The organism is Citrobacter sp. Igbk 17 (assembly GCF_028069775.1).
Taxonomy (GTDB): domain Bacteria; phylum Pseudomonadota; class Gammaproteobacteria; order Enterobacterales; family Enterobacteriaceae; genus Citrobacter.
In genome coordinates, this window is sequence record NZ_JANEWI010000039.1 from 25986 (window position 1) to 39275 (window position 13290).

Consider the following 13290-nt stretch of genomic DNA (forward strand, 5'->3'; position numbering starts at 1 on the left):
CCAAAGTGCTGGGTTTTGCTATTTGTGACAATGTCACTTATTTGTTTTGTAATACTTAAGAAAACTTTATAAAGATATAAACTCCTGTGCCGATACTGGGTAAAAGTTAGCCTTTTGCAGAAGGAGTTTGTATGGCCTGGTATCCTACTCGTATTTCAACGCGGTTAACCATTGGCGGCATCCTGCTGCTTGCGGTGACCACCCTTGTTATTGTTGCAATTATGCTCTGGCGTGGTCAGCCACGCGTCGTTGAAATCAATACCGCCCTGATAGAAGAAACAGGGCAAGGTTTAACCCGTCAACTGAGTACTGTGCTCTCTCGTATCGAGGGCGAAACCGTCAGTCTGTCACGACTGGCCGAAGTACTGCCTAATGATGAATCTTTGTATCAGAACGTGGTTCCACACCTGATTGGCGAAGACAGCCACTCAATTATTACCGGCGGCGGGATCTGGCCAGAACCAAACGCGTTCACCCCGGGAGTAGAGAAACGTAGCTTTTTCTGGGCGCGTAATGCTGAGGGTAAGCTTGATTTTTCGAATGATTATAATGCCGAAGGATCCGCCGGTTATCACAATGAAAGTTGGTATCAGCATGCTAAAGGTCACTCACAGAACAGTTGCCTGTGGTCTGATGTTTACCAGGATGCCAGTTCCGGCGTGAACATGGTGACCTGCAGTATTCCTTATCAATTAGCGGGTAAGTTTGCCGGTGTGGCCACCACCGATATTCGTCTGGATAACGTTGCGACCTTTATGCAGCAGCAGGGCAACAGTACCGGTGGCTACGCATTTGTGGTTGATAAACAGGGTCAGATCCTCTATTTCCCCCAGGCCGATCAGACAAAATACAAAACCTTTAGCGATCTGGCGCAAAGCGCACACTGGCTGGCCCCGGTGGAAGCCGGGCTGAAATCGCTTCGCGCGACTGATGGCGTGAAAACCATCACGCTTGAAAGCGACAACGTGCTGAATGCTCCGTCACGCGTAATGTTGTTCCCAATGGCTGATACTGGCTGGGTCGTAGGGCTGGTGACACCGGAAACGCGCATCGTTGGTCTCGCTAAAGTCATGATGCAGGATGTGCTGGAAGTGCTGATCCCGATTATGACCGTGTTGCTTGTCGGATCATGGCTGGTGGTGCGTCGCTTGATCTCTCGTCTCGATGATACTCGTCGCGCGCTCGATGATATCGCACAGGGTGAAGGCGATCTTACCCGACGTCTGGATGTTCGAGGTAAAGATGAGATTTCAGATATCGCGGAAGCCTTTAACCTGTTCGTCGATAAAATATCCGCCATTCTGATCACCGTCAGAAGCAGTAGCGTAGTGGTAGCCAATAACGCCGTCAGTCTGGCCGACAGTAACATGGAGCTGTCTTCACGGGTTACTCAGCAGGCGGCCGCGCTGGAAGAGAGTTCGGCGGCGATGGAACAGTTAAATGCGACCGTTCATCAAAATGCGAGCAACACGCAACTGGCAGATGAACTTTCCGACAACACTGCGCAAACGGCGAATCGCTGTGGCGACGTGATGCAGGGTGTGATTTCGACAATGGATAACGTCAGTGCCTCGTCTGGCAGAATGGTGGAAATTGTCGCCGTCATCGACAGCATTGCATTCCAGACCAATATTCTGGCGCTGAATGCCGCCGTTGAAGCCGCCAGAGCGGGGGATGCAGGCAGAGGATTTGCGGTTGTCGCATCTGAAGTTCGTACCCTGGCACAGCGCAGTGCCACTGCTGCCCAGGAAATCAAAGCGTTGATTGATGAGTCCGTTTCACATGTTGGCAGCAGCAGCCAGCAAATCCACAATGCAGGTGAGCGCCTGGAAGAGCTGGTCAACAACGTGCGGCAGGTTAGCCAACTGATGGGGGAAATCCGTGTCGCGGGTGACGAGCAGCGTAAGGGCGTTTCCGAAGTCACACTCGCCGTTACCGAAATGGACAGCACCGTGCAGCAAAACGCATCGTTGATTGATGATGCCGCCACACGAACCCAGGTGCTGAAAGAAGAGGCGGAACAATTAGCGTTACTGGTTTCCTCATTCAAATTGCCGGAGCCTTCAGCGGCCTGACCCCACGTAAAGTATCCGGGTGCATCGTCTGCGCCCGGATAACACCAGGCTACACTTAACGTGGTTAACACGTCAGGAGCCAGAGTATGGCTGAGTTTGTCGTAGCGATGCTGGTGCACACCCCGGTGTGGGTATATGTCTTGTTGGTCTTCCTGTTATTTCGGGGGATTAAAGCCAGGATACCCGCAACCGTTACGCTGGAAAAGCTGGCACTGATCCCGGCTCTCTTTCTTTTCTGGGATGTTTACGATCTGGTCACTTACCGCGATCAGTCCATCAGCACGTATCTACAGTGGATGGTTGGTATTATTAGCGGCGTGATTGTGGGCTATATGTTGATAAACCCCGGCCGTCTGGCACGCAGTACCGCGCCACGCAGCATTCATCGCCCGGCAGATTACTCTGCATTACCGTTCATGATGTTGGCCTTTGGCATCAAATATGTACAAGGTGTATTGAATGCTATCGCTCCCGATATTTTACGCCAGCCGGTAATGAGCGCGTTGGCAATCATTACCGGTGGCGTGTTTGCCGGTGTATTTATCGGGAAATTTATCCGTTACGTCAGCGTTTATCTCCGGTCACCAGCTCCCGGCAACACTTAGCGCCCCCAACGATCACGAATATAGGTCACGGCTTCCTGGGTTTGCGGTTGGTTAAGATAGTTCTCCCGAAACAAGATAGTGCCATTAATATTCGGTTCGGACTCGTTCAGATCGAGTTGCTTTTTCAACTCCGGCACACCGCCTTGTACCGTCCAGTCCGGTTCTTTTCGTGACGGCTCACCTACTTTATACAGCGCAACGCCAATATACAGGCGGGTATTGGTGGATTTCACCACGCCAGCCCACCATTTTGCCAGTACATCATAACGCGCCGCATCACGGGCGAAAGGCCAGTACAGTTGTGGTGCGATGTAATCCAACAGACCTAATTGCACCCAGCGCCGGGTATCGGCATACGATTCATCATACGCTGCTGCCCCTCGGGTGTCGGAGCCTGCCGGATCGTGGGAGCGATTACGCCACACGCCTGCGGGGCTAACACCAAACTCCACGTCAGGCTTAATCTTTTTGATGGCCTGTGAAACCTGTTCGATCAGCCGTTGCGTGTTATGACGTCGCCAGTCTGCTTTTGAATCAAAACCCTGACCATACTTTCTGAAAGTCTGGCTGTCGTTTAGCGTCGAACCCGGCGATTCGGTATAGAAGTAGTCGTCAAACTGCACGCCATCCACCGGATAATTCTCAACGACCTCCGCCACGATGCTGGTTATCCAGTCGCGCGCGTCAGGAATACCCGGGTCCAGTACAAAACGTTCACCCGATGTGCGGATCCAGTCGCGATGCAGCACGTAAACGCTGGACGGGGTCTGCGACAGCGTGCTGTTTAATTCTGCGACCGTTGACGGTTTCGTATTGACGGAGACGCGGTAGGGGTTAAACCAGGCATGAACTTTCATCCCGCGTTTGTGCGCCTCGTCGAGCATAAATTGCAACGGATCGTAACCAGGATCCTGGCCGATGGTGCCGGTCAGAGTGTCTGACCAGGGAAGAATTTTGGATTGCCACAGTGCAGTGCCGTCCGGTTTTACCTGGAAAAAGACGGTATTGATCCCAAGACGTTGCAGATTATCCAGCTTATCCGTCAGCGCTTTCTGCTGCTGGCCGATGCGGATGGCGGGTGAACTGATGTTTACAGATGAGATTGGCGGCCAGTCCAGACGGGAAACCGTTGCCAGCCAGATACCACGAACCGGCTCTTTACTCTGTTGCGGAGTAGTGACCGGGGGATGAGGGGTATCCTTCGGTCCTGGCGGTTGTGAAGAGCAACTGCCAAGTAACAGCATACTGCCAACCAGTATAGCAAACCATTTCACATTGGTTAGCGGTAGCGTGTTGCGGGAACGGGCGAGGAGAGTCGCCAGTTTTTTCTGATAATGACCTGAAAAAAAACCGGATGCTGACATCGGATTTTGCTCTTATTTTTTCTTGTTGCGGCTGTTAGCCCAGGGATCAATAGCAGGAGCGGTGGGTTCTGGTGCAACGTCATGCAGAGAATCAAGATACAGTGCTTCAACTTCTGCCCGCGCCCACGGCGTACGACGCAGAAACTTCAAACTGGATTTAACGCTCGGTTCATTTTTAAAACAGTTGATGTTTATCCGTTGGCCAAGTTCAGCCCAACCATAACGATCAACCAGGGCATTGACCTGCATTTCAAGCGTCACACCATGCAAGGGGTCTTTAGAAATATGAGCATTCATATGAAGTCCAGTTCGGTGGTTCCAGATTTTGTCAGTCGCGCGAGCGAAAGGTTACAAGAAAGCAAGGCGACCAGCAATGGTATAAACCGGCATAGCACTGCGAATGAGCACCATGCCAGCAATGTGCGCTCAGTACTCCTTAAAGGCGAGTTCCAGGCGGGCGATCAGCGGTTTAAACAGGTAGCTTAAAAACGTTCGCTCGCCGGTCTTGATGGTCACGCTCGCGGGCATGCCCGCTTTAATCTTGTAATCGCCCAGCAAACGCGCTCCTTCTGCGGAAACTTGCACTTCGGCGAGATAATAGGGCTGTTGCGTTGCTTCATCAATTAAACGATCGGCTGAGATGGTCAGAACTCGGGCTGGTACGGAAGGTAACAGCGCATGGTTCAGGGCAGGAAACAGCACGTCAACGGTTAAACCTGGGGCCAGTTTATCAATGGCGTGCACCGGTATCCTGGCGTCGATTTGCATCGGCTGTCCAGCGGCAACGATATCCATGAGATGCTCACCGGGCTGAATCACACCGCCGACGGTACTGACTTTGACATCCAGAACGACACCGTTGATTGGGGAGCGAATCTCCGTGTTATCCAGTTCATGGCGGGTAGAAACCAGTTCATCCTCCAGCATCGCCACTTCTTTTTGGTTTTCAGTTAGTTCGGACTCAACTTCGCGTAAATACTGATGCCGTACCTGATACGCTTTGATTTTTAATTCGTTTTGCTGGGATTTGAGTTTAGCAATGTTCAAAATATCTTCGGACACACTGCCGGATATTTCGGCCGCCTCGCGCTCCAGCACCAGTAATTGCGCCTTGGGGTAATAGTTTTTTTCACTCAGCGCCCGAATCGCGCCCAACTCCCGATTAATCAGGTTGAACTGGTGATCTCGGTACCCTTTTATTTTATTAAGATTATCCGTTTGCCCGACCAGGCCTTCGAGCGTTTCCTGAATCATGGACAATTCATCCTGCATCGTTTTGCGTCGCGTATCGAACAGTTTGGCCTGTAGATTTCTGACTTCTGCCAGCCGTTTATTACCGGAAAACTGCTGCGTCAGCATGGGATTAAATACAATTGCCTCCAGGCCATCTCTTTCTGCTAACAGACGATCTTCAATGCTTTTGGCGGAAATATACTGTGCGTTTAACGCGCTGTAGCGCATGTCGAGTTGCATCTTATCCAGGCGGACAAGCACCTGATTTCGCTTAACCAGGTCACCCTCTTTAATAAAAATATCCGTCACTCTACCGCCGCTAAGATGCTGAATAGTTTTTCGGTTACTGGATACGGTTACCGTACCGTCCGCAACGACGCCCGCATCTAAAGGGGCTTGCACTGCCCAAAATAAGAAACCACCCACCCCCAGCACAATGACAACGACGCCGCGAACAATGGGGGACCAGATGTTGGTATCCACACCGGTGACGTCCGCGTTATTGGGATTCTTTTTCATCTTCATGCCTCACGCTGCTGTTCATTGGTGGATGAAGAGGGTGTTGCCACTGGTTTCAGCACGTTAGCCTGGCGCAGATGGGCGAAGACCTGATCGCGTGTGCCGAACTCCTGAATAGCGCCGTCATTGAGCAGTAAAACTTTATTGACCACACCGAGCAGAGTAGGACGGTGCGATATAATCACGGTCGTTTGTCCCTGTGTTCGCAGCGTGTTGATGGCTTTAATGAGAGCAAACTCCCCGGCATCATCAAGATTGGCATTCGGTTCATCAAGGACGATAAATGCGGGGTTGTTGTAGACAGCACGCGCCAGCCCAATACGCTGGCGCTGCCCGCCGGACAACTGGTATCCACCTGCGCCGAGCGGTGTATCGTACCCCTGCGGCAGGCGCAGGATCATCTCGTGTACACCCGCCAGAAGTGCGGCCGCCACGATCAGTTCGCTGTCATTTTTCGTAAAACGCGCAATGTTTTGTGCGATAGTGCCGTCAAACAGTTCAACATCCTGTGGCAGATAGCCTATCGAGGGACCCAGCAGGGCTTTATCCCACTGGCAAATATCTGCGCCGTCTAACCTGACTTTTCCTGATAACGTCTTCCAGACACCGACCAGTACTTTCGCCAGTGATGTTTTTCCGGATGCAGAAGGACCGATAATCCCCAGCACTTCACCTTGTTCGAGTTGAAAGGAGATATTACGCAGCAACGGGGCGTGTTGTCCGGGAGCAGTCGCAAACACGCCTTCAACGCTGATGTTACCCTGCGGACGCGGCAGGGTCAGCACGTCTTTCGGGGCTGGATACTCCTTTAGCAGCTCCGATAACTGATGCCACGCGCTACGAAACTGTACAAACTGCTTCCAACTGCCGATGACTTGTTCCACTGGGTTCAGGACGCGTCCAAGTATAATCGAGGCGGCGATCATCAGGCCTGGGGTAATATGCCCACCAATTACCAGTAACGCCCCGGCACCCAGTGCGACAGATTGCAGCAACACGCGAACAAACCGGCTCAGGCTGCTTAACCCCGCCGTTTTATCGGCGATCTGTGTTTGCAATGCTAGCACTTTATTATGCTGTTCCTGCCAGTTTGCTTTTAGGGTGGAAAGCATACCCATCGCCTCGATAGCATCTGAGTTTTGCAGCTGTTTATTCAGCCTGCTGGCATTATTGATGGTTAAGGCATGGGCTTGTTGAATAGGGCGCTTAGTAGAGAACTCTGAAACCAGTGTCAGAATGAATAATAGTGTGATTCCACCCAGAGACAGGTATCCCAACAGGGGATGTACCAGAAAGGCAATAAACAGATAAATCGGCGTCCACGGAATATCCAGCAATGAAAACAAGCTGTTCCCGGAGAGAAACTGGCGGATCTGATCGAGCTCGGCTAAAGATTGTGCCGGGTTGTTATCACCGGTGGACATTTTTCTTCTAAAAGCCGCATTAAAAACTAATTGGCTGAGCTTTATATCCAGCCTATTTCCCAGTCTTACCATGACCTGTGCGCGAGCAGATTCAATCATGGCAATAATAATGTACAAACCGACAATTAATAAGGTGAGCATTAGCAGCGTCGTGGTGTTTTTACTCACCAGTACGCGATCGTAAACCTGCAACATATAGATTGCCGGCGCCAGCATAAGCATATTAATCACACAACTAAAAAACAGCAGCATCAGAAAAGTGGGTTTCGTTCCTTTTAATGCATCATTCAGTTCTGTTGGCGTATGCTGGCGCGACATAGTCTTCTCCTTATACGATCAATGAACTATTGCCATTGTTGCTGGCAAGGGTAGTCGGCATTTCCAGATAAAAATCACCCATATTAACGGTGGTCGAATTGACGCCCACTAACGTAATGGTGTCAGTGCCGATGGTCACGATGGTGTTGCCGTTATTTCCGGTGATAGAGACGCTGCTGGCAAAGTTCTCCGCGTTAATGCCTAGCAAAACGAGGTCAAGGAAGTCTTGCCCGCCATTGGGGTTACTGTCGAAACCCGTGATACGGTCCTGTCCAAAGTTGGCTCCGAAAGCGAAAATATCACTTCCGGTTCCGCCATCCAGAATATCGTTTCCTTCCTGACCGTTGAGAATATCGTCGCCATTACCGCCAGAGAGGGTATCGGCACCCGCGCCGCCAATCATGACGTCGTTACCGTTTCCACCCTGCAGGTTATCGGCACCCTCTCCGCCATCCAGGAAGTCATTTCCGATACCGCCAAACAACTGGTCATTGCCGCCCATACCGAATAGATAGTCATTGCCGCTACCCCCCGTGATGATATTGGCGATTGAATTACCAGTACCGATAAAACTACCGTTCCCGGTAAAGACCAACTCTTCCACGTTATCGGTCAGGTCATAGCTGCTGAGAGTAGTGCGGACAATATCTGTCCCGCCGTTGAGATCTTCGATCACGACATCACCAAAATCATCAACGATGTAGGTATCATTCCCTGTGCCGCCGGTCATACTGTCAGCGCCAAGACCGCCGTCCAGGGTATCGTTACCCGCGTCACCTTGCAGTGTATCTTGTCCCGCCTGGCCGGAGAGAGAGTCATTACCTGCGCCGCCGACTAACAGGTCATCACCCGCGCCACCCAGTAAGGTGTCATTGCCGTTTTCACCGCGCAGGATGTCACTCCATGCGGTACCGATGAGCGTATTGGCACCATTATTACCCACGATCAGATCGCCAACAGGCTGCGTGGTTGTCGACGTCAGGATAACCGGGGGATTACCCTCATCATCTACGACAGTGACGACCACCTGCAACGTGCGGCCGACCATAGCCTGGCCTGGCGTGAAGGTGGCAGATGTTGCGCCGTTGATGTTGACGAATCCGGTCGGTGAACTCATTCTCCATTGATAGCTGAAATTTCCGCCGCTCAGGCCATCCGCGTCGGCGATACCCGAAACCACCGCCGTCAGCGTCAGACTTTCCGTTGGCGTGAGATCATTAATCACCGGCGCACCTGTTGTTGCCTGATTTCGTGGCAAGACGGCCTGAGTTTGTGCTGACACTAAGGTCTCGGCATCGCCCATTCGGTCATTGAAACTGGCGACAACACGCAGCGGAGCGCCCTGGATAGCGCCGGGAACTCTGAACTCCACGCCGGTTGCCTGATCCTGCCATTGTCCGTTAATTAAAGCCTGCCATGTCATGGTGATTGCGACATCTGCCGCAAGACCGTTGCCATCGAGCAGGTTTGCTACGTTAACCCGTAACAGGTCACCAACAGATGGGTTTGCACTACTGATTGCCAGGTCGCCCGTCGCGTGTTGCGCCGTGACCCACAGCTGTTGACCGTCGCCAAACTCCAGTTTTTCGATATTCAGCAGACGGTCAACACCATCATTCAGGTTCAATGCGGCATTGGGGGTGGCGTGATCGACTCTGAGGCTACCATCTGCCATTCGGGTAAAGGCGTAGTTGCTACTGACATCGCGATACACTGCCACGTCAGTTTCCGTGCCATCTCCCTCATGCAAGATTTCGCGCACAATCGACAACTGATTCGGTTTCAGCGTACCTGCCAGCATGTACGATTTCAGCTCAGCCATGCTTTCGGCGCTGGTGAGCCCTGGCATACCTGAAACAGCAATACGCACGTTCAGCCAGGCGTCGCCATCAATGATGTCATTGCCGGCTTTACCCATAATGCGGTCGCTACCGCCGCCGCCGAGTAAAATGTCACTGCCATCGTCCGGATTGAGTAACACCGCATCCGGATTGGCTGAACGCGCGACACCGAGAATAGCCTGCAGACCGTCGATTCTGTCGGCACCTTCCTGGGTCAGATTATTAGAGAGGGGGACACCCTGAACCGGTGCAGTACCGATCGGTTGTTCCGTACCGGTCAGGATATCATTGTGTTTCCAGCCAGACAGACCTTCGACCAGGTCAAAACGGTCGCGCAGAATAAACTCCTGCTGGTTGACGAAAATCGGGATACCCAGGTCAGAGTTAGCGCCATTAGGGTCGCCTTTATGGATCGCCCAGTCGAAACCGGCCATACCATTATTACGCTGGATACCCGCGCCCTGAACCATGATGTCATCACCGGCTTCGCCATCGTAGTCCGTATCGTTACCCTGACCATTCAGGACATCGTGACCAATAATGGTGCTGTTGAAGAACAGCTCAGAGTTATCACCCGCGAGTGTGTCAAACCCATCACCACCTTCCAGCCAGTCATCGCCCTCATTACCCATCAGGAAATCGCCACCCGATCCCCCAAGAGCAAAGTCGTTGTCCTGCCCAGCGAAAACCTCCTGGGCATCTTCACCGACCACGACGAAGTCACTGCCCGTGCCGCCAAAGACCAGATCGTTTCCGTTACCAGAAAAGATGACATCGTGCCCGGCATCACCATGGAGGAAGTCAGCATCGCCTACAGGTGTACCGGTGTCCGTAATGATGTCATCGCCATCACCACCGTGAACCACATCCGCTTCATCGCCGCCGTCCAGACGGTCATCACCGCCATCTCCCCACAGGCTGTCGATACCTTTCCCTCCGATGAGCGTATCGTTCCCTGCGGTACCGCCAAGCACCACATGACCATCGCCGGTATATTTCAGATAACCACCATCAGCGAAACCGTCGCCGTCCACATCTGCCCCAGGATCGCGTCGTACCAACAACGGCGAGAGCAGATCTTTCAGCGGATTCCCCCATTTAGGGTCGATTTCCGTTTGCAGCACGCGGTTTACTTCGAATATATGGTCAGGGGTCTGAAACAGGTTAGCAGGCAGGTGAGAGGAACCTTCTTCACCGAGATCACTGTTGCGCATAACCAGAGCAGAAAACGAGTTGGCTTCCAGTTCGTTCAGTAAATTCAATCCTTGTACCCGACTCAAATAGTAGAAACGGTCGCCGTCCTGCAACATTTCCATCTGTGTTTCGAAGACAAAATTGAAGGTTGATCCGAGCATGCCGCCAAATTCATTTTTGCGTTCAGCAAGCCCTCCAATCCAGAAATCGACCTTATTCAGACCTGTTTCTTTGCTAGCCCATGCGCCGGTACTGTTGAAGAAATCCATTGCGTCTGCTGGCGGAGCGTTGTTGGTATCACCAAATAACAGGAAATTAACCGCTGCGCGTTTACCTTCCAGGCTGGTGGCATTGAGGATCAGTTCGTGCTGACCATAGGCCGCCATAAAGTTGATAATGGAGGCCGGGTTTTTCAGGTATGTGGTGAAATCGGCCCAACTGGTATACGGCCGAAGCTGGCTATCTCCGCTTAATGCAAAGAACTGTTCACGGGCCTGGTTCAGCGACGGCATAGCCGTATCACGTCCACGGGCAATGTTAAGCGCCCCCAAATCAAGCGGCAGGCCAATCAGGTTATTACGCAAGGCGTCAGTAATAAACTCATCAATCTCGTTACCGACTTGTCGCGTCATGCCCCGAACAATCGCACCGATTGCCTGTTCATCGGACACGGTGGCACCGTTAATTTCATTAAATGCCACTGGATTGAGAAATGCGGCAATCAGACCGATATCACCGTTTTGCATGTCAATGTCGGTACGCGCTACGGTTTCTGTGAGCATTGAATGCCCGAAGCGATAAACCACGTGCGCAAACTCAGCAAAGATCTGCGGGTTGATATCTGCCGTGTTTGAAAAGACAAACGGATCGACGGCAGGTTGTACGGTGCGAGCAAACTCCTCGAAAACGAGGTGCTGGTACTGCATTTCTGTGGAGAATCGCCCCGCCTGGAAGAGGTATTCACCGTTCCAGACCAGCGTACTGGTGTCAGCAGGGAGCTCAGTGATTTGATGTGAGGGCATCAGCCACTGGTTAATAAGGTCAATATCACCGGTTTCCAGCAGGGTGGTTTTGTATTGCTCAACCAGCCGGTTATGTTCACTGTGAAATACGGCGTGAACGGCAGTTAGTCCAATGTTTTCATTACCGCGCCCGTCACCGGTGATAAAGTGGCGATCCAGGAGTTCATCATCGTACGTGCCCGCAGGTTGTTGCCCGCCAATAACATCGTCATCATCTGCCAGTAAACCCGCTTTTGGCGCGGCAGTATGCGCAATATCATCGAGAAAAGCATGCCCGGTTCGGAAGGTGCCCTCAGGTAACAGGCCGCCATTGGCTTCAACCAGCCCACTCGTGGTAACAATCTGTACTTTTCCATTTTCACTTAAAATCAAATTACCGTAACGATCAGTCGCCAGAAGCGGCACATTAAACACATCCTGATCGGTCAATTTGATGCCGAGTAGCGTTTCCGCCTGGTTCTTGACGTCAGCCCAGGTTGCCAGCCCACCGTTAGCCCCTCCTAATAAATTACCCGTCGGCTCAGGTTTACCGTCAATTAATACATATTCACGGATAAAGATCTGATGCGACGGATGAGAGGTGTAGGTTTGGTTCTGATCGATAAATGGGGTTGTAAGATTAACGGTTTCTCGATTCTCATCGACCGTTGCCCGGGTTAATAACATAAAGTTGGTCGACGAACCTTCAACATATAAAGGGTCGTCGGGTTGCAATGGAATGAAGACGATGCCGTTTCCTCCTTTAGGAATGAGGTCCAGACCATGGTCAAAAAACTGACCAAAGAAAGTCATCCAGCCATTAAACGCCGGAGAAAGGCCAATGTCAGGGGATTGGTTGGGAATAGATAAACTGCCATTTCCGGTAGTCGTCCCCCCCCCGGGAGCATCTTTTAAGGCATTAAATGCCTCCAGCGCGGCCGGATTGGAGGCGGTTTGGTCAGAAATTAAGTTACTAATAACACGAGGGTCGGCATCAATGACCGTCCCGCCAATCTGAATATAACTGGTCATCTCATCCGCATCCTGCCAGTTCAGTGCCGTTAATCTCGGCATTGTCTGATCGGCCGAACCGTATAATTCTTGGCCGGGGAGGATATTATTCCATGAGCCATCTACAGTACGCAGTCCGTAAGGTAACAGTGGACTGGAGACTAATTCCCGTAGCATATCAGCGTTGATGCTACCATCTGGGTTAGTCGCCGCTTCGGATATTTTTATCTGCTTAAGAATAAAAGCAAGATCGTGGAGAGTGACAGTAAAGTCATATTGTGAGGCCATACGTTATTACCCCTATCTTTACCTGTATTAGCTATCATCACCCATTTTCTATTTACAAAAACTGACAGAAGAATAGGCAGTATTAGATACCTGATTGTTATTACATGCTTAGATTCCATTCCGAAAATACAGAAGATACCCACAGCGTATTTAGAGTTGTTCTCCTGAACTTTACTTCGCACAATGAGGTGCTCACCTCATTTATATAAAGGTTTGGGCGGATAGCTGGTACCGTGGGCCATTGAATTAAAAGGTTTACTCATGGCGCACGGTTTTGAGAAGGACGAGTCCTCTCAATGCTTAAACGTGTTAGGGGAGTTGTAACCTCATATTACATTTCTGTTATGATCATAACTATGGTTTTTCCTTTGCCGACTTCACTCATACTTTTCTATCAAAAGAATAAATTTTCATTTC

The 13290-nt window shown here is 51.3% G+C and carries 7 protein-coding genes; 2 read left to right on the plus strand and 5 right to left on the minus strand.

Going from position 1 to position 13290, the window contains the following annotated elements:
* Nucleotides 1-131: 131 nt before the first annotated feature.
* Both NNO08_RS19260 and NNO08_RS19265 read left to right on the plus strand, forming a co-directional pair.
* A complete protein-coding gene (locus NNO08_RS19260) occupies nt 132-2075 on the plus strand; it encodes a methyl-accepting chemotaxis protein (protein ID WP_271442667.1) in 1944 nt (647 codons plus the stop codon).
* 86 nt (nt 2076-2161) lie between these two features.
* Complete coding sequence (locus NNO08_RS19265; protein ID WP_271442666.1) at nt 2162-2680, plus strand: hypothetical protein; 519 nt, start codon at nt 2162-2164, stop codon at nt 2678-2680.
* On the opposite strand, the gene NNO08_RS19270 is transcribed toward NNO08_RS19265, so the two are convergent.
* From NNO08_RS19270 to NNO08_RS19290, 5 genes are all read right to left on the minus strand, one after another.
* Nucleotides 2677-4044 (minus strand): glycoside hydrolase family 10 protein, encoded by a 1368-nt coding sequence (locus NNO08_RS19270; RefSeq protein WP_271457352.1) that lies wholly within the window; start codon nt 4042-4044, stop codon nt 2677-2679. The genes NNO08_RS19265 and NNO08_RS19270 overlap by 4 nt on opposite strands.
* A gap of 12 nt (nt 4045-4056) precedes the next feature.
* Nucleotides 4057-4341: a VF530 family DNA-binding protein gene (locus NNO08_RS19275; protein ID WP_137383067.1), complete on the minus strand. Its 285-nt coding sequence runs from the start codon at nt 4339-4341 to the stop codon at nt 4057-4059.
* Nucleotides 4342-4470: 129 nt separating this feature from the next.
* On the minus strand, nt 4471-5796 hold the full coding sequence (locus NNO08_RS19280; protein ID WP_271457353.1) for an HlyD family type I secretion periplasmic adaptor subunit: 1326 nt from the start codon (nt 5794-5796) through the stop codon (nt 4471-4473).
* Between the two features lie 2 nt (nt 5797-5798).
* A complete protein-coding gene (locus tag NNO08_RS19285) occupies nt 5799-7538 on the minus strand; it encodes a type I secretion system permease/ATPase (RefSeq protein ID WP_271457354.1) in 1740 nt (579 codons plus the stop codon).
* A gap of 10 nt (nt 7539-7548) precedes the next feature.
* Complete coding sequence (locus NNO08_RS19290) at nt 7549-12873, minus strand: peroxidase family protein (protein ID WP_271457355.1); 5325 nt, start codon at nt 12871-12873, stop codon at nt 7549-7551.
* Nucleotides 12874-13290 lie beyond the last annotated feature (417 nt).